Consider the following 24746-nt stretch of genomic DNA (forward strand, 5'->3'; position numbering starts at 1 on the left):
CATCTTTGACGTCGTGTTGAAAGCCTCCCAACGAATCACGACATCCTGTGTCACGTATTCCTTTGAGTTTTCGCATGCTCGCCGACCGGTTGGTCTCACTGGTTCTGCTGCTGCGCCGGCGCGGTCGGCTGTCCGCGATCGCGCTGGCCGTCCCCGGCGGATGCCCTTATCGCTGCGGACGGGTGCTGGTTCTCGGCGTTGGGCGGCGAGCACGTCGGGGTGGCAGGCGTTGGCGTTGCGCCGGCGCAGGTAGGCGTGCAAGGCCCGGGTCTGCGCGGTGTGGTCGGCCTGCTCGGAGTTGGCCAGGAACCGTCCCCAGAGCCATCACAACCCAGCGACCCCGGTGAACCATTCCGGTCACAGCACTAGTCGGCCACGAATACCTCGCGTTGCGATGCCATGGCTTCGAAGGCGTCCAGGCTGGCCTGCCGCTCCTTCGGCAGCGCGGCCAGCATCGCGTGCAGCAGGGCCGAGCACAACGCGGTCGACGCCGCGTGCGAGTCGAATGCGAAGTGCGAGCTCACCGGCGCGGTCAGCACGAGGTCCGCGTGTTCGGTCAGCGGGTTGATCGGCTGGTCGGTCACCAGCACGGTCCGCAGGCCGACCCGCTTCGCGAACACCAGCGCGTCGCGCATCTCACGCGGATAACGCGGCAACGCGAACGCCAGCGCCCAGCTCGCCCCGGCGTCCACCGCCCTGGTGAGCCCGTCCTCCATCAGCGAGCCGGGGAAGTCCAGCACCCGCACGTCCAGGTGCACCTTCGCCGCGAAGTACCCGAACAGGTGGGCCAACGGCGCGGACACCCGCAGGCCCATGACCGGGAGCGGCCGGGAGGCGGCCAGCGCTTCGGCCGCCTCCCGCAGCGGTCCCGGGTCGGCGAGCCCGTCCCGCAGCGACCGCAGGTTCCTGATCTCGGTCTCCACCAGGAGCTGGATCTCGTTGAGCTCCTCGGCGGGTGCGGTCGCCGTGGGGGTGAGCACGAGCGACCGCACCGCGGCGCGGAACTCGGGGAACGTCTCGAACCCGAGGGCGAAGGCGAACCGGGTCACCGACGCCTGGCTCACCCCCACGCGTTCGGCGAGGTCCACGGTGCCCAGGAACGCTGCCTCCTGCGGGTGTTCCAGTAGGTATCGGGCGATCCGCCGCTGGGCGGGCGACAACCGTCGTCCGCCCAGCAGCTGCCGCAGAGCTGTCGAGTCCATTGCCGCTCTCATCGTCGGGTCCGGAGGGTCAGGAGGCGAGCCCCTGCTCCTTCAGCCACTCCTGCGCCACGGTGTCCGGGTCTTCCTTGTCGTTGTCGACCCGGGCGTCGAGCTTGGTCAGCTCCTCGGTGGTCAGCTTGTCGTTGAGCACGGCGAGGGCGGCGGTCACGGTCGCACTGGCCTTCGACTCGTTGATCAGCGGCACCACGTGCTGCGCGGGGACCAGCTTCTTCGGGTCCTCCAGCACCACCCAGCCGTTGTTGACGATGGTGACGTCGGTGCTGAACAGGTTGGCGACCTGGATGTCGCCGCCCTCCAACGCGCCCCTGGTCAGCGGGCCGCCCGCGTCGAGGGCCTTGAACTCCTTGAACTCGGCCCCGTAGACCTCCTTGAGGCCCACCAGCCCGACGAAACGGGTCTTGTCCTCGGCCGGGCCGCCGAAGACCAGTTCCGTGCTGTGCGCCTTCAGATCGTCGAGGGTCTTGAGGCTGTACTTGTCCGCCGTCTCCTTGGTGACGACGTAGACGTCCTTGTTCTCCGCGGCCGCGTAGGGCAGCACCTTCAGCCCCTTGGGCATCACCGGGCCCAATGCCGCCTGGACCTCTTCGGCCGCGCTCTGCTTGGCGTTCTTGTCCAGGTACTGCAGCAGGCTGCCCTGGTACTCGGGCAGGACGTCGATGTCGCCACCCTGCAGCGCGGGCACGATGATCTCGCGCGACCCGAGGTTCTCCTTCACCGTGGCGTCGATCCCCTTGGCCTTCAACACCCCCGCGTAGAGGTGGCCGAGGATGACGTTCTCGCTGAAGTTGGCGGTGCCCACGGTGAGCGCGCCGTCGGAGGCGGTGCCGGTCTGGCTGCTCTGCGGGTCCAGTGAGGTCACACCGCCCGAACACGCCGTCATCACCAGGGCGAGGCTCGTCAGGATTCCCGCGGTGACGAGTTTGGGCTTCATCGATTGCTCCTTCGGCGTTGCAGTGCGAGTCCACGGGGCGTGAGTGCCCGTTGCAGCCCGCTCAGGGCCAGGTCGAGCGCGATCGCGAGAACCGCGATCAGCACGGCTCCGCCGAAGACCTGGGCCAGGTCGTTCTGCGCGAAGCCGTCGAACACGTAGCGGCCGAAGCCGCCGAAACTGATGTACGCCGCGATGGTCGCGGTCGCGACCACCTGGACGACGGCCAACCGCACACCGTTCATGATCAGCGGCACGGCCAGCGGGAGTTCGATCTGGAACAGCACCTGCCACCCGTTCAGGCCGGTGCCGCGGGCCGCGTCACGCACGTCGTGGTCGACGGCCGCCATGCCCGCGTAGGTGTTCGTGACGATCACCGGGATGGCCAGCACCACGAGCGCCACGTAGACCGGCCACAGGTTCAGCCCGCTGACCAGGAACACCAGGATCACCACGCCGACCGTCGGCAGCGCGCGGCCGAAACTGGCGAGGTTGATGGCGAAGAACGCGCCCTTGCCCGTGTGGCCGATCAGCAACCCGATCGGCAGGGCGATGAGCACGGCGACCACTGTGGACAGCAGCGAGTACTGGAGGTGCTCCAGCAGGCGTTGGACGACGCCTTCGGGACCGGACCACCGCGTGGCGTCGGCGAACCAGCGCACCACGTCGGCGATGAGCTCACCCATGGTTACCGCCCCCTCCTGGTCCACGGGGTCAGCGCGTGCTGGGTGGCGACCAGGGCCAGATCGGCCACCAGCGCCAACAGCAGCGTGATCACCACACCGGCGATGACCGGCACCGCGAAGTCGCGCTGGAACCCGTCGATGAACAGCTGGCCGAGCGCGCCGTGCCCGATGAACCCGGCGACGCTCACCAGGCTGATCGTCATCACGGTCGCGACCCGGACGCCCGCCATGATCACCGGCAGGGCCAGCGGCAGCTCGACCGTGAGCAGGGTGCGGGTACCGCCGTAGCCCATGGCGCGGGCGGCCTCACGGACGTGCGGCGGCACCGAGGCCAGGCCCTCGACCGTGTTGCGGACGAGCACGACCAGTGTGTAGACGGTCAGCCCGAGCACGGCGGTCTCGTAGCTCAGACCGGTCAACGGCAGCAGGAGGATGAACAGCGCCAGCGACGGGATCGTGAACAGCACGCCCGAGATGCCGAGCACCGCGCCCTTGAGCACGGGGAACCGCACGGCGAGCACGCCCAGCGGCAGGGCCAGCACCAGTCCGCACAGGACGGCGACGGCCGCGATCGCGCTGTGTTCCAGCGTCGTCATCGCGAGGTCCCCGGCGTGGTCGGGAATCCAGGACCACCTCATGGCACCAGCACCTGGGCCCGGAACCGCGCCGCGCGCTCGTTGATCCGCTGCGGGCTCGACACGCCGACCACGCGTCCGTCGTCGTCGACGCGGACGGCGAGGCCCACGGGAGACGAGACGGTGGCGTCCAGCGCCGCGAGCAGGGAGGCGTTCCCGCTCAGGCCGGCGGCGACGATCGGCTCGGCGTCAGTCAGCACGCCGTCGGCGGGCAGGTGGTCGACGTGCAGCCAGCCCCGCGGCCGGTTGTCGTCGGTCACCAGCAGGAACCAGCCGTCGCCCGCCCGCCTGGCCTCCGCGATCGGAGTGGACTCGGTCACGCTGGTGACCGGTTCGACCGGCACGTCGGCCAACGACGTGAGCGAGAGCAGCTTCAGGCCGCGCTCGGAGCCGAGGAAGTCCGCCACGAAGTCGTCCGCGGGGTGCGCGAGCAGCTCCGCGGGCGTGGAGAACTGCACGAGGTGGCCACCGGTCTTGAAGATCGCGATCCGGTCGCCGAGCTTGACCGCTTCGTCGATGTCGTGGGTGACGAACACGATCGTCTTGTGCAACTCGTCCTGCAGCCGCAGGAGTTCGTCCTGCAAAAGGGTGCGGACCACCGGATCTACTGCGCCGAACGGCTCGTCCATCAGGAGGATCGGCGGATCGGCGGCCAGAGCCCTGGCCACGCCGACGCGTTGCTGCTGGCCGCCGGAGAGCTGGTGCGGGTACTTCCCGGCCAGGTCGCGGGCCAGCCCGACGGTGTCGAGCAGCTCCACCACGCGGTCGCGGACCCGTTTGCGGTCCCAGCCCAGCAGGCGCGGCACGGTCGCGATGTTGTCGCCGACCGTGCGGTGCGGGAACAGGCCCGACTGCTGGATGACGTAGCCGATGTTCCGGCGCAGCGTGGAGGCGTTGACGTCGCGCACATCGCGACCGTCCACTCGCACCTTGCCGCTGGTCGCGTCGATCATCCTGTTGATCATCCGCAGCGTCGTGGTCTTGCCGCAGCCCGACGAACCGACGAGGACCGTGAGCTGCCCCTCGGGGATCTCCATGTCGAGTTCGCGCACTGCCGTGGTTCCGTCCGCGAACTTCTTGTTCACGGCCTCGAAACTGATCAAGACGATTCACCTCTTGTCATGTGTGAATGCGTTCATGCATGCTCTGGTCCACGCCGAGCAGTGTCAAGGGGCCGAGCGCCACACTTCACCTGCTCGTAACGGCGCAACGGCGCGCACCTCCGCACGACGAGGAAGGGCCGAACATGCACCCGGACGTTCCCGACACGCTGCCCGCCCTCGACCCGATCGTCCTCAACGGACAGACCATGACCAGCGCCGAGGTGGTGCAGGTCGCCCGCGCCCACGCCCCCGTCGTGGTCGACGACGACGGCAGGCGCCGGGTCGACGCGTCCTGGCACGCCGCACAGCGAGTGGTCCTGCACCGGCCGGTGTACGGCCGCACCACCGGGGTGGGCGCCAACCGGTCGGAAAACGTGAACGCCGGCGACCGGCCCGAGCACGGGCTGCGGCTGCTGCGCAGTCACGCGGGCGGGCTGGGGAAGCTGCTCCCCGAGGAGTACGTGCGCGCGATGCTCGTGGTCCGGCTCAACCAGCTGCTGGCCGGAGGCGCCGGGCTGCGCCCCGCCGTCGTCGACGTACTCGCGGACGCGCTCAACGCCGGTTCCTTCCCCGCGGTGCACGAGTTCGGCGCCATCGGCACCGGTGACCTGACCGCGTTGGCCGAGACCGGGCTCACACTGCTGGGTGAACGCTTCTGGCTCGGCACCGGCGCGTCCCCCGAGCCGATCACCCTCGACTCGGGCGACGCGCTGGCGTTGATCAGCAGCAACGCGCTGACCATAGGCATGGCCGCGATCGCCTGGCACGAGGCGCACCAACTGCTGTCCGCCGCACACGTCGTGACGGCGCTGTCGTTCCTCGCCGTCGACGGCTCGCACGAAGCGCTGGCCGAGCCCGTGCACGCGGGCAGGCCGCACCCCGGACAGGTGCGGGCCGCCGCCGAACTGCGCCGCCTGCTGGGTGAGCCGATCAACCCCGCGGCACGAATCCAGGACCCCTTCGGCTACCGCTGCTTCCCCCAAGTGCACGGCCCCGCACTCGACGCCACCGCCGACCTCGGCCGGGTGCTCGAAGTCGAGATCAACGCGGCCGCGGAGAACCCGTTGATCCGCGCGGACGACGACAGCGCCTACCACCACGGCGCCTTCCACAGCGCCTACCTCGGCCAGGCCCTCGACCGCATGAGGCTCGCGCTGCTGCACACCGGCACGCTGTCCGCGGCACGTCTGGCGAGCCTGGTGGAACCGAGGTTCACCGGCCTGCGGCCGTTCCTCGCGGACGGGGCGAGCGGCAGTTCCGGCGTGATGATCCTGGAGTACAGCGCGAACTCCGCCCTCGCCGAGGTGCGCAGCCTCACCGAAACCCCGAGCCTGGGCAACGCCATCGTGTCGCGCGGCCTGGAGGAACACTCCAGCTTCGCCTTCCAGTCGGCCCGCCAGTCACTGGGATCGCTCAACGCGTTCCGCCTGGTCCTGGCCTGTGAACTGGTCGCGGCCCTGCGCGCACTACGCATGCGCGACCTCGCACCCAACCCTGACACACCCCTGCGCACCGCCTACGAACTCGCGGCGGCCAAGCTGAACCCGATCATGGCCGACCGCCAACTGAGCCCCGACGTCGAAGCCGCGGCAGCCCTGGTCGACGAGTTCACCGACCTTTGACATCCTCTCCACCCCAACCTTGCGGAATCCGGACTACCTTGCGGGATTCCCTCCGGGTGGCCGGGCCGACCTTGCGGGTTTCGGGGCGGAGGTGGCCGAGTGGGGTGTAGTCGCCCTTGTTCCGCTGCTTCGCTGCTGCGCGGGTGAGGTCAGTGGACCGCGGGCCCGACGGTGAGCGTGCGCGCGTTCGTGTCCAGTTCCGCGACCGGTCCCAGCGGCACGGACAGCGGATCGTCGCCGTGGCCGACGTCGATGCCGCCGAGCACCGGGACGCCCAACGTCCTCAGGCGGTCTTGCAGCACGTCGATCACGTTCCAACTGCGGTCTGTGTAGTCCTCGAAACCGGGGAACCGGCCGAGCGCGACCCCGCGCAGGCCGCGCAGCGAGCCGGACCGCATGAGGTGCGTCAGGTGCCGGTCGACCTGCCCCAGCCCGATGGTGCGCGGCGTCTCAAGCAACAGGATCGCGCCGTCCAGGCTGGGCAGTCCGGCGCCGATGAACCCGACGACGGTGCCGAGGTGCCCGCCGACGAGGTGTCCCACAGCCGTGCCGGGGACTTCGACGGCCGCCGTGAGCGCTTCCGGATCCCGGTGAAGGATGGTGGGCACGCTCTCCAGCAACAGCCGCCGCGTCGCCTCCGCGGAGCGGGCCCCGGACAGCCACCCGTGGATCCCGGCGACCCGGCAGTGCCGCCACAAGGCGAGGTGCAGGTTGGTGATGTCGCTGAACCCGACGAGCGGTTTGGGATCGGCCCGCACGGCGGCGAAGTCGATGCCGTCGGCGATGCGGTACGCGCCCGCGCCGCCTCGCGTGGCGACCACCGCGCGCACCCCGGGATCGCGATAGGCGTCGTTGAGATCGGCCAGCCGGTCCTCGTCCCGGCCGGCCATGTAGCCGTGACGGTCGAGCGCATGCTCCCCGACTTCCACAGTCAGCCCCCAGCTTTCCAGCGTCCGTACCGATTCCGCGAGCATCTCGTCACTGGGGAAACTGGCCGGCGAAACCAGGCGGACACGATCCCCCGGACGAACTCGCGGCGGCAGTACAACGGCTTGATCAATGTCGGACATGCGACGACTGTCGCAGACCCGGAGGCCGGAGGCGGCGAGACAGACTGGCCGGCTGCCCGCCGACTTCGAATCCACAGCTCAAGTGTCCTGTGTCAGCGAATCGTCCTTGGTATGGGCGCCCTGACCTGGGCGAGGAAAGTCGAGTGGCGAAGTGGTCTCGGGTGAAGGCTGGTGTTGGCGGTGAGGGTCTGCGGTATTTCGCCAATGGATCTTGCCGAGTACTCCAGCCGCCGCGGGGTGCCGCGCTCAGGTGGCTGGGCCGCGGTGCAGCACACCGTCGGCTCACCCCTCCAGCGCTGTCTGGACGAATCGGGCGATCCATGGCGACCGGCTGCCCGCCGGCCAGAGAACCAGGGTCTGGTACGGCGCCGCGTCGGGTACGGGGCGGTACGTCACGTCGGGCCGGACGTTCATCGCAGCCAGCGAGGCGGGCACCAATGCCACGGCCTGGCCAAGGGCGACCACGTCCAGCAGTTGGGCACTGTCCCGCACGACCGGGCCGTCGGCCGGGCGATCCGGATTTCCCAGCCAGTAGTCGCGGTCGACAACCCTCGAGTCGCTCCACCGGGGCGCCGGCTCGGTGAGCAGGTCAGCGGTGCTGAGGACCTCGCGTCCGGCCAGCTCGTGTCCCACGGCGAGCGCGGCGACGCGTGGTTCGGTCGCCACGAGCTCGATGTCGAGGTCGTGGTCGTCGACGCAGGCGGCGATGGCCAGGTCCGCGCGCCCGTCCCGGACCATGTCGGCCTGCTCACCCAAATCCGCTCAACACCACCCGGATCTCCGGTGCGTCCGGATCCGCCCGGAACCGTTCGCAGATCCGGAGCAGCAACCGCGTGGCCACCCCTGGTTTGGCGGTGACCATGCGCCTCACCCGGTAAGGCGGAGAGCGCTCACTCTCCGGCACACTGCCGCCGCGACTTCATCGTTGCCGTCGCCGCATCCAACGTCGTTGGCCTGATGGTCGAGGTGTCCGAGTACCGCAATGCAGGTCCGGACACCGCAAGGTTCGGCAGGACACCGGAGCGGGGCGCGCAGCAGACGGGCTGGATCGTCCGAACATGCTCGACGGATTCGGGTGGGCGGGCCGCTGTAGCTGCCTCTCGGCTCCGCGGATTGTCGGTGGGTGCCGGCAACGTACGGTCCCATGCCCCGGCTTGTGCCCCCGCTGCTGCGCGACCCGACGTTCCGCTGGTACTTCATCGCCCGGACCTCCTCCCACTTCGGTGACGGCCTGATCGGCATGGCGCTGGTGTTCGGCTCGTTGCGGCTCGGTGCGTCGCTGACCGAGGTCGGACTGGTGCTGCTCGTCGGCCGGTTACCGGTGGTGGTGTTCACGCTCGTCGGCGGGGTGGTGGGCGACCTGGTGTCGCGTCGGGCCGTCATGCTCGCCGCCGACGTCGTCCGCTGCGCCTCCCAGGGCCTGACGGCCGCGCTGCTGATCACCGGCGCCGGGACGCTGTGGCACCTGGCCGCATTGCAAGCGGTGGCGGGCGCGGCGAACGCCTTCTTCGCCCCCGCCGCAGCGGGCCTGGTCGCCGACGTGGTGCCCCAGGAGCAGCGCCGTCAGGCCAACGCCTTGGTCAACGCCGCCAAGAACGCCGCGACGCTCGTCGCCCCGGTGGTGTCCGCAGTGCTGGTGGAGACAGTCGGAGCGGGCGTGTCCTTCGCCGTGGACGCGGCCACGTTCGCGATCAGCGCCGCCGCGCTCGTCGCGCTGAAAGTCCCGGACAGGCCGGTGCCGCCACGACCCGCACTGCTCGACGCCGCGCGACACGGGTGGCGCGACTTCCGCGCCCGCCCCTGGTTGCAGGCCACCACGATCCAGGTCGCCGTCATCAACGGCGCCTGCATCTCCCCGTTCCTGGTCCTCGCCCCGGTCATCGCCGATCAGCAGCTGGGTGGCGCTCTGGCCTGGGGGTTCATCGCCAACGGCTACGCCGTCGGCGCGCTGCTGGGCAGCGCCCTGGCCCTGCGCTGGCGACCGCGGCGCCCGCTGCTGGTGGCCGTCACCATCCCCGTCGCCCTGGCCCCGCTGCTGGCCCTGCTCGCCGCCGGCGCGCCGGTCCCGATCCTCGCCGCGGCGGCCGTCCCCGCCGGGGTGCAGGCCGGCCTCTACGCCGTGCTCACCGAGACCGCGCGGCAGGTCCACGTGCCCGCCGACCTCGTCGCCAGGGCCACCGGCTTCTCCACCGTCGTCGGCTTGGCCGCCGCGCCGCTGGGCATGGCCCTGGCCGGACCGGCGGCCGAGGTCATCGGCACGGACGCCGTGCTCCTCGCCGGCGCGGCGATCGCCGTGCTGAGCGCACCACTGGCGCTCGCCGTGCGCTCCGTCCGGCAACTCCCGGCCGAGCCCGCACCCGCCCACTGACCCCGAACGGCGCCGCCTTCCCGCGAACGGGGCAACAGCCGCCCTCCAGCGAGAACCCGCCAGATCAACTGCGAAGCGACCGCGGGAACTGAACCAGTGATCGCTCGCATCCGCCTACCCCAACCCCCTTCTCACTTCACTGAGCCACAGGGGCCTGCTGCTCGCCTTCGCCGCGCCCTGCCCACTTCAACCGATGCGACCCTGGAGTACCTGGTCCAAGCCGTCGACCGAGGCAGGAAGGCCGACCGCTTCCACCCGACACCGACCCGCTGAAACTGGCGACTCAGAGCTGGGTCATCGGCCACGGGCTGGTATCCCTCGTCGCCAACGGCCCCCTACCCCACCAAACGCTCCACCACTGCCCTCTTCTGCTGACCGCGCTGTTCACCAGCGCAGGAGACCGGCCCGACAGGTGTGGCCAGTCGGTCGAACACGGCCGGCGACACCTGTCCAGTGGGTAGTCCGCTCAGCCGTGGCCACGCCTGGCTCAAGCAGGACCGGTCAGGTGGGCCACCAGGAAGTCGGCCGTGTCACCGAAGGCCCGGACCTCGTTCGCCCGGTTGGTGAAACCGTGCCCTTCGTCCTCGTAGACGTCGTACCGCACGTCGACCCCGCGCTCCCGCAGAGCGGCCACGATCTGATCGCTCTCCGCCTTCACCACGCGCGGGTCGTTGGCGCCCTGGATGACGAACAGCGGCGCGGTGATCGCGTCGGCGTACGTGATGGGCGACCGTTCCAGCAGGAAATCGGCCTCGGTGTCCGGATCGCCAAGCCATTCGAGCACCTCGGCGCGCCACGTCTCGGGCACGGAACGGGCCATCGTGAGCAGGTTCGAGGGGCCCACCATCGACACGCCGGCAGCCCACAGCGAAGGCAGCCGGGACAGGCAGGACAGCGTGGCGAAGCCGCCGAAGGACCCGCCCCACACGCCGATCCGGGCGGGGTCCACCCAGTCCAGACCGTGCAGGTACTTGACCGCGTACTCGAAGTCGCCCAGCTCGCCGCCGCCCCAGTCGTGCAAGATCAGCCGCTGGTAGGTCTTGCCGTACCCGGTCGAGCCGCGCACGTTCGGCGCGAGCACCGCGATCCCCCGCGCGACCAGGTACTGGTAGAGCCCGGAGTAGTTGTACCGCGGCCGTTCCTGGATCTCCGGCCCGCCGTGGATCGAGATCACCACACCGCGAACGCCGTCACCGCCAGGCCGGTACAGCCACGCGGGCACCTCACGGCCGTCGTGCGTCGGGTAGCGCACCAACTCCGGCTCGACGAACGTGATCGCGACCGACGGCGAGCTGGACGTCAGGTACCGCATCTCGTTCGTGGCCAGGTCGAGCGCGACGACCTCGGCCGACCGGGTGCCGGTGGAGAGCAGGAACGTCAGCACATCGCCCACCACGGACAGCGAGGCGATCACGCCCGCCGGCAGTTCGGGCAACGTCACCGACTCGTCGTCCCGCAGCACGAACAGCCGCGAGATGCCGTCCTCGTTGACGGTCCACGCCCGCACCGCGCCGGAGGTCACCACCTGCTCGACGTCCCACGGCGGCGTCACCAGGTCCGTGACCACGCCGGTGGCCAGAGAATACGAGCCCAACGCGCGGAACTCGCCACTCGTGTCGTGCAGTAGGAGGAACCCGGAGGAGTCCGCGGCCCACGGCCCCGCGATGTGCAGCCGCTTGCCCTCGTGCGCGGTCACGACCCGCAGTGGCGCGTCCGGCTCGTGCAGGTCGACGAGGCCGAGGTCGGTGTCCGCGATGCTGTGCATGCCGGAGGTGAGCAGCCAGCGGCCGTCCGGCGACACCGACACGGCGTGCAGCACCGTGCCCGCGACGGACTCGACCCGCCGGACGGCGCCGGACGCCAAGTCCTGGATCAGCACGTCCTGCACGGCGGCGTCGCGGTCGTTGCCCGCGTAGACCACGCTCCGGCCGTCCGGGGTGAACGGCGTGAGAGCGCCGTACTCGTAGATGGACGGCCCGAGGACGTGCTGGCGGTCCACGGTGTCGGTCAGCCGCCGAGGAGTGCCGCCGGCGGCGTCGACCAGGCACAGCTGGTACTGCTCGTTGCCCTGGAAATCGGCCGTGTACAACAGGTTCCGGCCGTCCGGTGACCACGCGACCTGCATCACGGCGTTCTCGGTGTAGTCGGTGATCTTGCGGGCCGGACCACCGGAAACGGGTGCCACGTACAGGTTGTACTGCCCGTCGGTGTTCGCGGCGTACGCCACGAACGCGCCGTCAGGCGACAGCGCGATGTTGGGGCGGAATCGTTGTTTCGGCGCGAAGTCGCGGTATTCAGCCATGTTCTCCCCCTGAGAGTGGTTGCCGGAGTGGCGTCATCGAGATGTCGATGGGCGCGGTGTCGGGACGGCGCTTGGACGGCGCGCCGCGGTCGACGTACTCGTTGATCACGTGCTGCACGGCGTCCCGCGTCGAGATCCGGGTTTCCTGCTCGACCAGCCGCCACAGCCGTTGCCTGCCGACGCCGCCCTCCGCCTCTTCGACGAAACCGTGCCGTGCCAACAACCGCAGGTGGAACGAGCAGTTCGCGGGAGTCATGCCCAGTTCGGCCGCCGCTTCGGTGGCGGTGAGCCGGCCCTCTTGGTGCTAGCAGCTCCATGAGCCGCACCCGCAGCGGGTGGCTCAGCGCCCGGAGTCGTGCGCGTCGGTGAGCTGACGCCGCTCGAAAGACATGTTTCGAAAGTAGTGTTGCGATACCGGCCGGGTCAAGGAGTCAGAGGCCTGGTTGGCCCCAACGGCGCTGCCGAAAACCGGGTGCGGGCGGTCGGCGCGGTGGTGTGTGATCGGAGGTATGGCGATTGCGTTGGGCGAGCCGGGAGCCGACGGGCTGAGCGAGGCTGTGGGCGTGCTGCGGGAGTGGCAGTACGACGGGGCGCCGATGCAACTGCATCCGGGGGACCTGGGCTGGTTCTGGCGGTTCGGTGCGGAGGCGACGGCCGCGGCGGTCCGGACCTGGAGCCGGGACGGACGGATTCTCGCCGTCGGGCTGCTGGACGATCCCGAGCTCAGGCTGTTGCGGCTGACGATCGCGCCGGACGCTCAGCGGGACGAGGAGCTGGCGCGGCAGCTGGTCGAGGACGTGACCGAGCCGGAGCGCGGCGTACTGGCAGAGGGGAAGGTGTGCCTCGACGCGCCGATGGGCGCACTGGTCCAAGATCTGCTGTCCGAGGACGGCTGGAACGCCGGCGAGCCGTGGACGCCGCTGCGCCGCGACCTCACGGAGCCGGTGAAGGACCCCGGCGTGCGGATCGAGGTGATCGGACCGGAGCAGGCGCACGTGCGGACCGCCGTGCAGCGGGCATCGTCCGACGGGTCGACGTTCACGGACGAGCGCTGGCACGCGATGGCGGCCGGATTGCCGTACGCCGACGCCCGGTGTCTGGTCGCGTACGACGACCAGGGCAACGCGGTGGCGGCGGTGACGGTGTGGTCGGCCGGTCCGGGGAAGCCCGGGTTGCTCGAGCCGATGGGCGTGCACCGGGACCATCGCGGTCACGGCTACGGCAAGGCGATCACCGTCGCCGCGGCGGCCGCACTCCAGGAGCTGGGCTCGTCGAGCGCGATCGTCTGCACCCCGAGCTCCAACGTCGGCGCCGTCGCCACCTACAAGTCAGCCGGCTTCCGGCACCTCCCCGAGATCCGGGACCGCTGCCGGGACGCCTAGGCCGTGAATCCCCGATCATCGGTTGAGCGCGTCGTGACGTGCTGTGGGTGGGCGGGCCGGGCCTGCCCACCCACAGGGGTCAGCTCAGCACCAGCTGCGTGACCGACGGGCCCGGCAGGCCCACGGTCACCTGGCCGGCGCTGACCGCCACCGTGCCGAGGTTGGCCGGCTTGGCGTAGCTCACCGTGTTGCCGTCCTTCTGGTGCACGGCCGCCTGCGTCAGACCGGATCCGACCCCGATCACGGCGTTGTACGGCGTCATGCCCTTGTTCACCACGACGATGACCTTGGGATTGGCGGAGGCGTACACCTCGACGTTCCCGAGGGTCGTGGACGACCGCACCAGGCTGCTCCCGAAGTGGGCCAGCGCGGTGCCCTCCTGTCCGGTGAAGAAGCCGATGCCCTGGTAGACCGGCATCCGCTCGTTGCGGCCCGCGCCACTGGCGTTGGGCTGGTCGTACAGCAGGCCCAGCGCGCCGTTCTTGTCGCCGTAGGCGTAACCGCGCGCGCCCGCCTCGGCGAGCCGGCCGAACACGCTGGCGCTCCACCAGATGGCCGCGTTGCGGTACTGGACGGGCTCGGTGCCGATGTTGCCGCAGCCCGCCGGGTTCGGGTGGATGCCCCAGTCGGAATTGGTCTCGCCGATCTGGATCCCGATCTGGTTCGCCCGCGCCGGCACGACGCTGGTGATGATGTCGCGCACCGCGGCCACGTCGGTGCTCCACTGCGCCGTCTCGGCCAGCAACGTGGTGTCGCACACCGGCTTCTCGCCCGCGCCGTACTTGTGGAAGTCCACGAAGTCCGCACGGGTGCCGCTGACCGTCAGGAACTCCCTGATGTAGGTCATGTTCGGGTGGGACACGGCCGGGCCGCCGACGCTGATCGACGGGTCCACGGCCTTCATCGCGTCGTAGACGGCGTTGAAGCGGGCGCCGAAGACCGCGGCGGTGCCGTTCGGCTTGGTGTCCGGCTCGTTGCCGATGATCCACCGGCCGATCCGGTTGCCGCCGAGGTTGAAGTGCCGCACCAGGTTGGCCGCGTCGGTCGCGTCGTCCGGCACGATCAGCACCGGTTCCGCGCCGAGGTCCTTGATCGCGGTGATCCACGCGTCGCCGGCGACCTTGGTCTCCGCGCCGGAGCCGCCGGCGATGATGGCGCTGGTGGGATCACCCGGCGTGGTGTACTTCAGCTCCATGCGCAGCGAGCCGTACCGGCCCGCGAGCATCGCGCGGTGCTGCGGGTCGTTGGTGATGTAGCTGCCGGACCCGTACCCGGTGATGTCGGCGCTGAAGGCGTCCCGCGGCACCGGCCGCACCACCGCGCCGAAGTCCACGGTCACGTTCGCGACCGCGGCCTGCGCGGGCGTGGTCAGCAGTGGAACCAGCGCGACAGCCGCCACCGCGCCGATGATCCCGCGTGATCTCAAACTGTGTGATCTCAAAGAAGGCACCTGTCGTGGGTCCGGCGCCGGGCCGGACGTTCGAGCAACCCCAGAACGGAGGTCAACGTAGCCCGGCCCACTATCAACGCACTTCCACGACTTCGAACGGTGCGGGTGACGCTAGTTGCACTGCGACTGCACGGTTTCCACGTACCTCGCGGTCTTGCCCCACTGGCTCGACGTGCCCTCGCAGGTGCGCAGGTATCCGCCTACCGGGAACTCGTACGTGGCGTCCGAGTAGTACGTCCTGGCGCACTGGTAGCCCGCCTTGCAGGCCGGGATCGCCTGCGCGGGCGCGGCGGCCAGCACGGGCACCGCGGCCATCGCCGACACGAGCACCACCGAGCTGACCACACGACGGATCATGCGCGCCATCCCCAGGTCGATGTGACTTCCTTTCACGTTAGTCGGACGGCGACGTGGGGAAATCGCCCGTTCGGCGCCCAGCCACCCGGCCCTACGGTCGCAGCGCCCGCTTGTCGGGCTTCCCGCCCGCGCCGACGGGCACCGCGTCGATGAATCGGATCGCCGCAGGCACGGCTCCCGCACCGAGTTCGGCCGCCACGGCGGCCCGCAGCCGTTCTGGGTCCGGGGTGCGGCCCGCGACCGGGACCACGAAGGCGTGCACGGCTTCACCGGTCCGCTCGTCCGGCACCGCCAGCACGTACGCCTGGTCGACGTCGGGGTCGGCCGCCAGCACCTGCTCGATCGGACCCGCGTGGTGCAGGATCGCGTTGACGATCACCACGTCCCGCGCCCGCCCGGTCAGGTACAGGTAGCCGTGCTCGTCGAAGTGGCCGATGTCGCGGCTGCGCACCCACCCGTCCTGGAGCACCGCGGCCGACTCCTCCGGGTCGTCGCGGTAACCGACGAACGTCAGGCTGGTCCGCGACCAGATCTCCCCCGATGTCCCGGCCGGCACCACCCGTCCGGCATCGTCGCGGACCTCCAACTCCACGCCGCTCCGCACCCGGCCGACCGAGGCCGCCGATTCGGGCCGGTCCCGGACCTCCTGGGCGGTGAGCAGGGTCAGCAGGCCCGTCTCGGTCTGCCCGTAGCCGGTGTGGGCGGCGTCGCCCAGCACGTCGACCGCCTGGGCGAACCGGTGCGGCGCGAGCGGGGAACCCGCCACCAGCACCGCCTCCAGCGCACCCAGGTCGACCTCCCGTTCGTCCAACTCGTCCAGGATGTGGTGCAGGCGCGGCACGGTGAGCAGCGTGGACGTGATCCGCAGGTCGGCCAGCACGTCGGGGAACAGGGGCGTCCCTTCGGGGATCACCGCCGTGCCGCCGGACACCAGGCAGCACCCGAGGTGCTCCTGCACCACCGCGCTGGCCAACGTGCCGAAGAGGGCGAACCGGCTGTACCGGGCGACCAGCGCATGCGTCCGGTCGTCCCAGCCGGTCTGGTTCCACGACCACCACCGCGACATCCCGGCGTACGAGTACTGCACGCCCTTCGGCGTCCCGGTGCTGCCGCTGGTGTGCACGACCCAGGCGATGTCGTCCGGCCTCCCGTGCACGACCACGTCCGCCTTGCCACCGACGAAGTCCTTCACGTGCAGCACGCGCGGCACCAGCGACAACAATCCGGCCGGCGCGGTGTCGTCGACGACCAACACCTCCACATCGCCCACGATGTGCGCCACCTGCTTGGCGCTCTGCTGCGGCGCGATCCCGACGACCCTGCACCCCAACGACCACCCCGCGACGTAAGCGGCGAACGCCTCGGGCGTGACCGCCGTGGCCAACGCGACCCCGTCCCCCACCCCGAGCCCGGCCGACCGCATCCGTTCGACCGACGAGCCGATCAACTCCAACAGCTCCCCACGGCTGACCACCCGCGTGCCGTGCTCGAACGCCGGGGTGTCCGGCGCCGACGCCAACTGGTGCAGGATCGCGTGCGGGAACAGCTCGGTCATGTCGTGTCCGTTTCGTCGGTCCGCCACGTCTACCGCCCGTGCCGCACCCCTCACGACACGCTCCGGCACCCGTGCTTAACGTCACCGACGGCCGGATCGTTCGAACCCGGCGGCACTATGCGCCGAATGCCGTCGAGCGATACTCCGATCACACCCCTTTCTGCCGCAAGGGAAGTCGAACGCTCATCGGGCCCCGAGCCGCCAGAGGGACGTGACCTCCGCGGCACGCGCCGCGTGCAAGGGATCGTCCGGATCGGTCGCACGCGGTGGCGTGGCCTGGTGTCCGTTTTGTCGATCACCGACAACCCGGCCGCGTCGATGGCGCCGAGCAGTGCCGCACGCGACCGCAGACCCAGGTGCTCGGCCAGGCCGTGGAGCGGGTCGTCGACGGCGTGGTCGATCCCGGACGGCTTTCCGGCGAACCCCCGGACGTAGATGATCGGCAGTCTGGGTTCGGCCGTGATCCGACCCTCCTGACTAGACGGTGAAGGTCGCGATGACGGGGGCGTGGTCCGAACCCCGGTCATCGCGCCGGGCCGCGGGGTCGTCCGTGACCGACGGCAGGTCCTGGCCGGCTTTGGTGCGTGCTTCGGGAAGCGGCTTGAGCAGGGCGTGGCTCACGAAGATGTGGTCGATGAGCTCGCCGCGTCCCCGGTACTTGCGGGAGAAGCGCTGGTCCTCGGGGATGCGCGGGGCCAGGTTCCACAGGCGTTGGCGGTCGCCGTTGTCGGGTTGGTCGAACCCGGGTCTGCCGATCTCGGAACCGGTGGGGCCGTTGAAGATCTGGGCGGAGGCGGCGTGGGGCTCGTCGTTGAGGTCGCCGAGGACGATGACGCGCTCGTCGTGGTCGCCGTTGAGCTGCTTCGTGGCCAACTCGCGCACGGCGGTGGCTTCGGCGGCGCGGCGGTAGAGCGCGTAGGCGCCGAACCGGGCGCGTTCGCCTTCGTCCTTGGGATTGAAGCGGCCATTGGGGAAGGTCAGCAGCTTCGACTTGAGGTGGCAGGTGATGAGCGTGAGCGTGAATCCGGCCACCGGCTCGACCGTGACGGCCAGCGCACCGCGGCTGAGTTCGTCGCTGGGCGGTGTCGGCTTGTCGGCGATCTGGATGGGGGCGAGTTCGGCCGGCAGCGTGGCGGTGTCGTCGATGACGGTCAGCGGGTGGCGGCTGAGGAAGCCGACCCGGATACCGCGTCTGTCGGGGTGTTTGGACAGCTCCTGGTGCCAGGTTCCGCCCAGCGTGCCGACGAGGTCCGAGAGTGCTTCGGGACTGCCGACCTCTTGCAGCGCCAGCACATCCGGGGCGATGTCGGCAATCGTGCGCGCCAACGCCTGGAGCTTCCCGTCGTAGGTGGCTTGATCGGCGGGACCATCACCGCCGGGGCGGAACAGGTTTTCCACGTTCCAGGTCGCGATCACAACCATGTTGACCTCCCATGGGCTGCGCGAAGCTAGGGGCGGCCGTGGGATGCCGAAAGCGGCGAGCCGCCATACTAGTAACTCGCCGCATTTCCCCAAGGGGTTACAGGTGTCACCCGATCGTGGCGCGCAGGTGTGCTATCCCCCGCGCGCCAGTCGATTTCCGCTCACGGTGGGTTACCGGCGCGTTCCCGTCAGTGAATGCTGGGGCAGTCGGTCTTGGGTCCGACCGGGCCGAGGAGGGAGACCACGGACGGTTCCGCGAACGGCGTCGTCACGATCGATGCCGCCTCCGTGGACACCAAGAACGCGAAGCGGGACATCCACCTGCGGAGCGCCGACTTCTTCGACGTCGACAAGCACCCCTCGCTCACCTTCACCACCACCAGCGCCACCGCCGGCCGCGACGGGACCGTCAAGGTCAAGGGCGAGCTCACCGTGCGCGACACCACCCGGCCGCTCTCCTTCACCGCCACGGCCGACGACGTCTCCCCCGACGCCGTCACCCTCAACGCCGAACTGACCGTCGACCGCAAGGACTTCGGCCTGACCTGGAACCAGCTCGGCATGATGAAGGACATCACCTCGCTCGCCCTCACCCTGCGCTTCACCCGCAACCCCGAGTGACCTGACCCCGAACCCCGGTCGACCGGACACGACGGAGCACTCGTCGCGGTGCGCCGGTCCGGTCCGACCAAGCCCCGACGGTGCGTGACCGGGCGCGGGTCCGACTACGGGAGTCGTGCCCGGCCCGACGGTTCCGGCGTCGAACCGTTCGGCGGTGACACCCGTGGACGGTTCGCCGTGCGGTAGGCCGACGGTGACGTGTCGTAGTGGTCGAGGAACGCTTGGCGCAGGGTCTCGGCCGAGCCGAAACCGCACCGACGGGCGACCGCGGCGAGCGGTAGTTCCGTGCAGGCCAGCAGTTGGGCGGCGACCTCGGTCCGCACCGCGCGCACGTACCGGCTCGGCGTGGTGCCCAGGTGGGTGTCGAACAGCCTGGTCAGCTGTCGGGTGCTCAGGCCGGCCCGACCGGCGAGCGCCGGCACGCCCAGGTCGGCGTTCGGCCGGCTCGCGATGTGGCCGGTCAGGTCCCGCACCACGCCGTGATCCGGCGGTGGCGCGGTGAGGAACATGCTGACCTGGGCCTGGTTCCCCGGACGTTGCCGTCCCTGACGAACAGCGGAGCGGGATCGACCGTCACGTCGGGATAGCGGGCGGCGAGTCGGGCGGCGTACCTCCAGTGCGTGGTGGCCCTCCTGCCCGCGAGCAGGCCGGCCGCGGCCAGGACGGTGGCGCCGGTGCACACCGAGGCGACGCGCCTGCTCACGCCTGCCAGCCTGCGCAGGTGCGTGGTCAGCCGGGGGTCGGCCGCCGCCGCTTCGTGGCCGATGCCGCCCGCGACGATCACCGTGTCCAGCGGTCCGTCGACCTGGTCGAGCCGCAGCCCGGCGACCAGCGTCAGCCCGGACTCGCAGCGCACGACGCGGCCGTCGAGGCTGGCCAGAACGATCTCGTACCGCCGCCGTGCGCCGAGCCGGTTGGCCGCGTCGAGGACGTCCGACGGGCAGGCGATGTCGAGCAGTTCGGCGTCCGGATAGCCCACGATCAGCACTCGTCTCGGCGACCGCGACATGATCACGACGCTAGCAGCACCCCTGGCCGGATGACACGGTTCGCAGGATTTCGGACACCGGCCCACGACGCGACCGACCGCCCGGTTGATTGGTGACCATGACCGACACCTCGACCACGGCACCAGTCAGGGCGATCGCGTTCGTGCTCTACCCCGGTATCACCGCACTCGACCTCGTCGGCCCGCTCCAGGTGCTCACCTCCCTCGTCCAGGCGGGACTCGGCCACCGGGTCGTGGTGGTGGCCGACCGGCTCGACCCGATGGCCACCGACACCCCGCTGACGCTCACCGCGAGCCACACGTTCGCCGACGTTCCCTCGCCCTACGCGCTGATCGTCCCCGGTGGCGGGGTGGCCACGATCCGGGCGATGACCGACGAGCGCCTGTTGGCGTACCTGCGCGGCGCGTCGGCCGGTGCGGAGATCACCGCGTCGGTGTGCACCGGAGCTCTCCTGCTCGGGGCGGCCGGTCTGCTCACCGGGCGGCGCGCCACCACGCACTGGATGTACCGGAACCTGCTCGGTGGGTTCGGCGCGACCCCGGTGGCGCGGCGGTGGGTCGAAGACGGTCCGGTCGTCACCGCCGCCGGCGTGTCCGCGGGCATCGACATGGCGTTGCGCCTGGTGTCCCGGATGGCCGGCGACGGGATCGCCCGCACGATCCAGTACGGCATCGAGTACGACCCGGAACCGCCGTTCGGTCCGTTGGATTGGGACGACACGCCCCGCGCGCTGTTCGCCCCGATGGTCGAGGCGGCGTTGCGCGACGGGTTGGCCGACAGTCCACAGTGGTCCGCGCGACTGGTGGGCCGGTATGACGATCGCGCGGGAACGGCTGCCCACCCGCCGCGCGACCTATCGGCTGCTCGCCGGGCTGTACGTCGGGCAGTGGCTGGCGCCGAGCTTCCTCGGCAGCGGAGGGCTGCTGACCATCCTGTACCAGCGCGGCGTGTCGCTGGAGCAGCTCGGCGCGTTCCAGGCGTTGATCATCGTCGGGCCGGCGAAGGTCCTGTGGGCGCCGCTGGTGGACCGCTTCGGTTCCACCCGCTCCGGCCACTACCGCTCGTGGCTGCTGGTGGTGCAGCCCGCGATGGTTCTCGCGGCGCTGGTGTTGCTGCCGCTCGACCCCGTCGCAGACCTCGGCGTCGTCTTCGTGATCACGATCGTGATGTGGGTGCTGATGGGCGCCCAGGACGTCGCCACCGACGCCCTCGCCTTCCGGCTGCTGGACAGCACCGGCCGCGGTGTGGCCAACGGCATCCAGACGGCGGCCGGGTTCGTCGGCGCCGCCCTTGGCAGCGGCGCCGTGCTGCTGGTCTACGACGTGGCGGGGTGGACGGCCGCTGTGCTCACACTCACCGTGGCGACCGCGATACCCGCGGTGCAGGTGGCCCGCCTCCGCGAACCTCGCGCACCGCGGCAGGCCCCGCCAGGGTTCCCGGTGCTGGCCAGCCTGTTCCGCCAGCCCGGCGTGGCCAGGTGGGCGCTGGTGGTGCTGCCACTGACCTGGGCGGGTATCGGCGGGTACTTCGCGCTGCTGAACCCGATGCTGGTGGACGCCGGCTGGTCGGTGTCCCGGATCGGCTTGGTCACCACGGTGTTCGGAGGCATGTTCGCGATCGCCGGCGCGCTCGGCGCCGGCAGCGTGCTCTCCAGGATCGGCAGACGCAGAGCCCTGCTGCTCTTCGGCGTCGGGCAACTCGCCGCGGTGCCGGCGTTCTACGGTCTTGCCCACGGCCACGCCCCGCTCGTGACGACGTCAGTGCTGATCTGCGTGGTGCACCTGGTGTACGCCGCGGCGGTGACCACGGCGAGCTGCACCAAGACTACGTCTCACGTGGCGTCGAGCCGGGGTGCCATGATCGCGGGCGTGATCGATCGTCTCACGTCCAGCGTGCAGGCCGACTACACACTCGGCAGGTACGAGCAGGAGCGGACCGGATGAGCTTCCGGTCGATGGTCGTCCGGCACATCTGTCGGAAGCTCACCGTCCTGCTGGCGGGCGCCGCCCTCGTGACAGCGTGCGCTGACGACCCCCGCGAGTACCCCGGCTCCACGGGCGACCACTCGTTGGACGAGTTGTCGGCGCACTTCGCGCTGGACCTGCCGTCGTGCGAGATCACGGACCTGAGGTATGCCGACACAGGCGGTCCGATGTCCAGCGGTCTGTACCTGACCTACGGCTTCCCCTCGACCTGCCTGGACAGCGTGCTCCAGTCCAACCACGTCGCGGCCTCGACAAAAGCACCCGACTGGGCCGTGATCTCCCGTTCTCCCCAGGCCTGGTCGAGGAGTACGGATGGCCGATCGAGGAAGAGAAGAACTACGACACCTACGTGAAGAGCACACAGGAGTGGACCATGCACGTGGTGATCGACCCCACCGCGCCCCGCCACACAGCGTTCATCGAAGGCCTCGGCGACTGAGACCCACCCCGCCTATGAGATCTGACGGACACCGGCCACGGTGACGACGATTCACATACCTTTCGCCGGGATACGTTCCCAGTACGCCGGAACACCTGCGACATCAATCACACATTCCCGCGACACCACCTAGGTGCCACACCCTGGCCCGCGCTATGCCCGACGAACACGACCGGATAGCCACACCCGAGATCCACGACGAACCCACGGCGACCACCGTGGTCACCCTGCGTGGCGACCTGGTTCCTCGCCCCATCCACGACCGATGCCGGATGAGCAACACGCGCCCGATGGAGCCCCCGGACACCACGGAGACCGCGAGCGAGCACGCCACCACCCAACACTCGACGCCGACTGCTCCGCACCCGGCTAACAGCACCCGCCCCAGCCGCGAGCCACCCGTCGCACCGATCACCACCCAACCGCCCTCAACCGCCCTACCAGCACATTCCTTCGACCGACACCCTTCCAGGGACCCCGATTTTGGCCACCGAGAACGATCATGTAATCTATGCACACACCACGGCGAGAGCCGAGGAGTCCGGGTGGCGGAATGGCAGACGCGCTAGCTTGAGGTGCTAGTCCCCGAAAGGGGGTGGGGGTTCAAGTCCCCCCTCGGACACTCAAACACGGGAAATTTCCCGGAAGACAGACGGTAACACCGACACCCTGCGGCACGCGACACGCCGCAGGGTGTCGACTACTTTCCGCGACATCCTGTGCCACCCCCTCGCCGGGGGTGGTCACGGTGAGTGATCGCATCATCCCCATGCCCGCGTTCGGCGCTCCCCGCCGCACGGCGCTGCCGGGCGACGATTCCGCGAATTCGCCGCACGACGATCCGAGCGGCCGTTTGGCCCGTCGGGAATTGGACCTGCGTCGCACCGAGGCACCCGATCCCGGTCCCCTTCCGGCGACGCGACGGCGTCATCCGCGCCGTTACGGGGTGACGGTGTTCGACCCGGACGGCCGGATCGGCGAGCGGGCGCTGTTCAGGCTGCTGGGGTGGAGTCCGGGCACGCGCGTGGAGATCGGCGTGAACGACGCCGAGGACGCGATCGTGATGCGGCGCGCGGCCTCGGGCGGCGGCGTGGTGACGGCGAGCCTCAGGCTGCTGGTCCCCGCGCGGGTTCGCCGCTGGTGCGGGTTCGGGACACGGGAGCAGGTGCTGGTGGTCGCCGTCCCGACCCTGTCCGCGCTGGTCGTCCACGGGCTGGAGAAGTTGGACCTCGTGCTGCCCGACCCCAGGGCCGTGGTGAAGGGCATGCACCCGGTCGGCGAGCGCGGCGAGCGCGCAGGTGGTGACGACGGGTCGGAGCCGGCCGCGGACGCCGGACGGCGCGGGCGCTCCGGGTCCGCGGGTGGGGACGCGACCGGTGTGGACGGCCGGGGAGGTGTCCGCGATGGCCGTTGATCCCGCGACGGGTGTCGACGCCGGGACCGCCGCGGTCCCCGACCCGGGCGTCGGTCCCGGGTCGCCGGTCGCACCGGCCGATCCGGCGGACGTGGCGATGGCGTTGAATTTGTTGAAGCACATGGGGTTGCGGCCGCAGGACCTGCTGCGGGCCGAGGCCGCCGTGCGGGTCGTGCCGACCTTCGCGGAGTTCATGGAGAAGGTGCGCGAGGTGGTGCCGAAGGCCTCCCAGCGTCTCTACGACACCTACTGGGACCGGTTGGTGGAGGTATGGGGCAGTCGGCGACTGGACGAGCCGACCAACGCCGAGGTGCTGGAATTGTTCGAGCGGGCGCGGGAGACGGCGCTGGTGCGGCGCACGAGCAACGGTGGCAAGAGCGCGGCGTTGCACACCTACGACGCGTTGAGGTGCGTATACAACGCGGCGGTGCAGGAGGGCGTCCTGTCGACGCGGGAGAACGTGATGGCCCGGGTGGCCAAGCCCGCCAAGGGCAGGTCGCGTCGTCACGCGCTGACGCCGAAGTTGTACGGGGAGATCTGGCAGGCCGCGACGTCGACCGGGAACGATCCTTCCCTGGACGCGCTGTTGCTGAGGTTCCATCTGGAGACCGCGGCGCGCACCGGCGGCGGTCTGGGTCTGCGGTTGCGCGATCTGGATCAGGGCCAGTGTCTGGTGCTGTTGCGGGAGAAGGGATCGACGCAGCGGTGGCAGCCGGTGTCGCCGACGCTGATGCGGACCCTGGTCGGCCACGCCGACGCTCGGGGTGCGCGTGATCCGGACAGCCCGGTGCTGCGGTTCAAGAACGGCGATCCGTTGACCAAGAAGCGGCACGAGGGGCTGTGGAAGAGGGTCGGCGGGCACGTAGACAGCGTGCGCGTGTTGAACATCAGCATGCATTGGCTGCGGCACACGACGTTGACGTGGGTCGAGCGGAATTTCTCGCCGGCGGTGGCGCGGGCGTATGCCGGGCACGCCGAGCCCTCCTCCAACCAGCAGGGTGCGACACACGACTACACCAAGGCCTCGATGGGCGAGATCGCCACCGCGGTGCAGGCCTGGACCGGCGAGCGGCACCCGCTGGCATTGCAGGAATCGATCGGGACGAGTCCGAACTTCTTCGCCGTGGAGGCCTCCGATGCGAACTGACCATGCGCCGCAGCGGCGTCGTGAGGA

At 70.2% G+C, this 24746-nt stretch carries 20 protein-coding genes, 1 tRNA gene and 3 pseudogenes; 10 read left to right on the top strand and 14 right to left on the bottom strand.

Annotation, left to right across the window (positions count from 1 at the left end):
• Window positions 1–365 precede the first annotated feature (365 nt).
• From ALI22I_RS07435 to ALI22I_RS07455, 5 genes are read right to left on the bottom strand one after another with little or no spacing between them, the layout of a single operon-like run.
• Complete coding sequence (locus ALI22I_RS07435) at window positions 366–1202, bottom strand: MurR/RpiR family transcriptional regulator (RefSeq protein WP_083751518.1); 837 nt, start codon at window positions 1200–1202, stop codon at window positions 366–368.
• A 28-nt stretch (window positions 1203–1230) separates the two neighbouring features.
• Window positions 1231–2154: an ABC transporter substrate-binding protein gene (locus tag ALI22I_RS07440; RefSeq protein ID WP_077004754.1), complete on the bottom strand. Its 924-nt coding sequence runs from the start codon at window positions 2152–2154 to the stop codon at window positions 1231–1233.
• Window positions 2151–2837, bottom strand: a complete 687-nt coding sequence (locus ALI22I_RS07445) for an ABC transporter permease (protein WP_077004755.1) — start codon at window positions 2835–2837, stop codon at window positions 2151–2153. The genes ALI22I_RS07440 and ALI22I_RS07445 overlap by 4 nt, the downstream gene beginning before the upstream one ends.
• Window positions 2838–2839: 2 nt before the next feature.
• A complete protein-coding gene (locus tag ALI22I_RS07450) occupies window positions 2840–3475 on the bottom strand; it encodes an ABC transporter permease (RefSeq protein ID WP_077004756.1) in 636 nt (211 codons plus the stop codon).
• On the bottom strand, window positions 3472–4575 hold the full coding sequence (locus ALI22I_RS07455) for an ABC transporter ATP-binding protein (RefSeq protein WP_077004757.1): 1104 nt from the start codon (window positions 4573–4575) through the stop codon (window positions 3472–3474). Before ALI22I_RS07455 ends, ALI22I_RS07450 begins: the two co-directional genes overlap by 4 nt.
• Window positions 4576–4718: 143 nt before the next feature.
• Between ALI22I_RS07455 and ALI22I_RS07460 the strand changes: the two genes are divergently transcribed.
• Complete coding sequence (locus ALI22I_RS07460; RefSeq protein ID WP_077004758.1) at window positions 4719–6197, top strand: aromatic amino acid ammonia-lyase; 1479 nt, start codon at window positions 4719–4721, stop codon at window positions 6195–6197.
• Window positions 6198–6346: 149 nt separating this feature from the next.
• Here ALI22I_RS07460 and ALI22I_RS07465 read toward each other — a convergent pair whose 3' ends face one another.
• Window positions 6347–7267 (bottom strand): S66 peptidase family protein, encoded by a 921-nt coding sequence (locus ALI22I_RS07465; RefSeq protein ID WP_077004759.1) that lies wholly within the window; start codon window positions 7265–7267, stop codon window positions 6347–6349.
• Between the two features lie 282 nt (window positions 7268–7549).
• The gene (locus ALI22I_RS07470) at window positions 7550–8005 is read right to left on the bottom strand and encodes a LysR substrate-binding domain-containing protein (RefSeq protein ID WP_238598176.1); all 456 of its coding nucleotides are present in this window, start codon (window positions 8003–8005) and stop codon (window positions 7550–7552) included.
• Window positions 8006–8411: 406 nt separating this feature from the next.
• Here ALI22I_RS07470 and ALI22I_RS07475 point away from each other — a divergent pair, with 406 nt between their 5' ends.
• Window positions 8412–9635 (top strand): MFS transporter, encoded by a 1224-nt coding sequence (locus ALI22I_RS07475; RefSeq protein WP_083751519.1) that lies wholly within the window; start codon window positions 8412–8414, stop codon window positions 9633–9635.
• 487 nt (window positions 9636–10122) lie between these two features.
• Here the strand turns inward: ALI22I_RS07475 and ALI22I_RS07485 are convergent, their stop codons facing one another.
• Together ALI22I_RS07485 and ALI22I_RS07490 are read right to left on the bottom strand one after the other, a co-directional pair.
• The gene (locus tag ALI22I_RS07485; protein WP_077004761.1) at window positions 10123–11937 is read right to left on the bottom strand and encodes a S9 family peptidase; all 1815 of its coding nucleotides are present in this window, start codon (window positions 11935–11937) and stop codon (window positions 10123–10125) included.
• Window positions 11930–12229, bottom strand: a pseudogene (locus tag ALI22I_RS07490) (winged helix-turn-helix domain-containing protein); the annotation flags it as partial. The pseudogene ALI22I_RS07490 and the gene ALI22I_RS07485, both read right to left, overlap by 8 nt.
• A 217-nt stretch (window positions 12230–12446) precedes the next feature.
• Here ALI22I_RS07490 and ALI22I_RS07495 point away from each other — a divergent pair.
• A complete protein-coding gene (locus ALI22I_RS07495) occupies window positions 12447–13319 on the top strand; it encodes a GNAT family N-acetyltransferase (RefSeq protein WP_077004763.1) in 873 nt (290 codons plus the stop codon).
• Window positions 13320–13398: 79 nt separating this feature from the next.
• Here the strand turns inward: ALI22I_RS07495 and ALI22I_RS07500 are convergent, their stop codons facing one another.
• The 4 genes from ALI22I_RS07500 to ALI22I_RS07520 all read right to left on the bottom strand — a co-directional run bounded on the left by ALI22I_RS07500 (window position 13399) and on the right by ALI22I_RS07520 (window position 18103).
• Entirely contained in the window at window positions 13399–14718 is a 1320-nt protein-coding gene (locus tag ALI22I_RS07500; RefSeq protein ID WP_143532033.1) for a hypothetical protein, read from the bottom strand.
• Between the two features lie 162 nt (window positions 14719–14880).
• The gene (locus ALI22I_RS07505; protein WP_143532034.1) at window positions 14881–15126 is read right to left on the bottom strand and encodes a DUF6289 family protein; all 246 of its coding nucleotides are present in this window, start codon (window positions 15124–15126) and stop codon (window positions 14881–14883) included.
• Window positions 15127–15217: 91 nt separating this feature from the next.
• Window positions 15218–16681, bottom strand: a complete 1464-nt coding sequence (locus ALI22I_RS07510; RefSeq protein WP_077004766.1) for a class I adenylate-forming enzyme family protein — start codon at window positions 16679–16681, stop codon at window positions 15218–15220.
• Between the two features lie 477 nt (window positions 16682–17158).
• Entirely contained in the window at window positions 17159–18103 is a 945-nt protein-coding gene (locus ALI22I_RS07520; protein ID WP_077004767.1) for an endonuclease/exonuclease/phosphatase family protein, read from the bottom strand.
• A 195-nt stretch (window positions 18104–18298) separates the two neighbouring features.
• On the opposite strand from ALI22I_RS07520, the gene ALI22I_RS07525 reads away from it, so the two are divergent.
• On the top strand, window positions 18299–18724 hold the full coding sequence (locus tag ALI22I_RS07525; RefSeq protein ID WP_077004768.1) for a YceI family protein: 426 nt from the start codon (window positions 18299–18301) through the stop codon (window positions 18722–18724).
• 104 nt (window positions 18725–18828) lie between these two features.
• Here the strand turns inward: ALI22I_RS07525 and ALI22I_RS47490 are convergent.
• Window positions 18829–19733: pseudogene (locus ALI22I_RS47490) on the bottom strand (GlxA family transcriptional regulator).
• A gap of 98 nt (window positions 19734–19831) precedes the next feature.
• On the opposite strand from ALI22I_RS47490, the pseudogene ALI22I_RS07540 reads away from it, so the two are divergent.
• From ALI22I_RS07540 to ALI22I_RS07560, 6 genes and pseudogenes are all read left to right on the top strand, one after another.
• Window positions 19832–20302 (top strand): annotated as a pseudogene (locus ALI22I_RS07540) (DJ-1/PfpI family protein); the annotation flags it as partial.
• A gap of 244 nt (window positions 20303–20546) precedes the next feature.
• Window positions 20547–21677, top strand: coding sequence for an MFS transporter (locus tag ALI22I_RS07545; RefSeq protein ID WP_077004771.1), 1131 nt, complete (start codon window positions 20547–20549; stop codon window positions 21675–21677).
• The gene (locus ALI22I_RS50510) at window positions 21674–22072 is read left to right on the top strand and encodes a hypothetical protein (protein WP_179118136.1); all 399 of its coding nucleotides are present in this window, start codon (window positions 21674–21676) and stop codon (window positions 22070–22072) included. The genes ALI22I_RS07545 and ALI22I_RS50510 overlap by 4 nt, the downstream gene beginning before the upstream one ends.
• Before the next feature lie 625 nt (window positions 22073–22697).
• Window positions 22698–22780 (top strand) — tRNA-Leu (locus tag ALI22I_RS07550).
• Between the two features lie 126 nt (window positions 22781–22906).
• Window positions 22907–23572 carry a hypothetical protein gene (locus ALI22I_RS07555; RefSeq protein WP_143532035.1) on the top strand — a complete coding sequence of 222 codons (666 nt, stop codon included), beginning with the start codon at window positions 22907–22909 and terminating at the stop codon, window positions 23570–23572.
• Window positions 23562–24719: a tyrosine-type recombinase/integrase gene (locus ALI22I_RS07560; protein ID WP_083751531.1), complete on the top strand. Its 1158-nt coding sequence runs from the start codon at window positions 23562–23564 to the stop codon at window positions 24717–24719. Before ALI22I_RS07555 ends, ALI22I_RS07560 begins: the two co-directional genes overlap by 11 nt.
• The last annotated feature ends 27 nt before the right edge of the window (window positions 24720–24746 follow it).

This window comes from Saccharothrix sp. ALI-22-I (genome assembly GCF_001984175.1).
Lineage (GTDB): Bacteria > Actinomycetota > Actinomycetes > Mycobacteriales > Pseudonocardiaceae > Actinosynnema.

Bases quoted from the DNA above. Each gene is read 5' to 3' on its own strand.
- ALI22I_RS07450 (WP_077004756.1), bottom strand. From the start codon at position 3,475: ATGAGGTGGTCCTGGATTCCCGACCACGCCGGGGACCTCGCGATGACG.
- ALI22I_RS07435 (WP_083751518.1), bottom strand. From the start codon at position 1,202: ATGGACTCGACAGCTCTGCGGCAGCTGCTGGGCGGACGACGGTTGTCG.
- ALI22I_RS07520 (WP_077004767.1), bottom strand. From the start codon at position 18,103: ATGGTTGTGATCGCGACCTGGAACGTGGAAAACCTGTTCCGCCCCGGC.
- ALI22I_RS07560 (WP_083751531.1), top strand. From the start codon at position 23,562: ATGGCCGTTGATCCCGCGACGGGTGTCGACGCCGGGACCGCCGCGGTC.
- ALI22I_RS07525 (WP_077004768.1), top strand. From the start codon at position 18,299: ATGCTGGGGCAGTCGGTCTTGGGTCCGACCGGGCCGAGGAGGGAGACC.
- ALI22I_RS07460 (WP_077004758.1), top strand. From the start codon at position 4,719: ATGCACCCGGACGTTCCCGACACGCTGCCCGCCCTCGACCCGATCGTC.
- ALI22I_RS07485 (WP_077004761.1), bottom strand. From the start codon at position 11,937: ATGGCTGAATACCGCGACTTCGCGCCGAAACAACGATTCCGCCCCAAC.
- ALI22I_RS07445 (WP_077004755.1), bottom strand. From the start codon at position 2,837: ATGGGTGAGCTCATCGCCGACGTGGTGCGCTGGTTCGCCGACGCCACG.
- ALI22I_RS07470 (WP_238598176.1), bottom strand. From the start codon at position 8,005: ATGGTCCGGGACGGGCGCGCGGACCTGGCCATCGCCGCCTGCGTCGAC.
- ALI22I_RS07440 (WP_077004754.1), bottom strand. From the start codon at position 2,154: ATGAAGCCCAAACTCGTCACCGCGGGAATCCTGACGAGCCTCGCCCTG.
- ALI22I_RS07505 (WP_143532034.1), bottom strand. From the start codon at position 15,126: ATGATCCGTCGTGTGGTCAGCTCGGTGGTGCTCGTGTCGGCGATGGCC.
- ALI22I_RS07465 (WP_077004759.1), bottom strand. From the start codon at position 7,267: ATGTCCGACATTGATCAAGCCGTTGTACTGCCGCCGCGAGTTCGTCCG.
- ALI22I_RS07475 (WP_083751519.1), top strand. From the start codon at position 8,412: ATGCCCCGGCTTGTGCCCCCGCTGCTGCGCGACCCGACGTTCCGCTGG.
- ALI22I_RS50510 (WP_179118136.1), top strand. From the start codon at position 21,674: ATGAGCTTCCGGTCGATGGTCGTCCGGCACATCTGTCGGAAGCTCACC.
- ALI22I_RS07545 (WP_077004771.1), top strand. From the start codon at position 20,547: ATGACGATCGCGCGGGAACGGCTGCCCACCCGCCGCGCGACCTATCGG.
- ALI22I_RS07510 (WP_077004766.1), bottom strand. From the start codon at position 16,681: ATGACCGAGCTGTTCCCGCACGCGATCCTGCACCAGTTGGCGTCGGCG.
- ALI22I_RS07495 (WP_077004763.1), top strand. From the start codon at position 12,447: ATGGCGATTGCGTTGGGCGAGCCGGGAGCCGACGGGCTGAGCGAGGCT.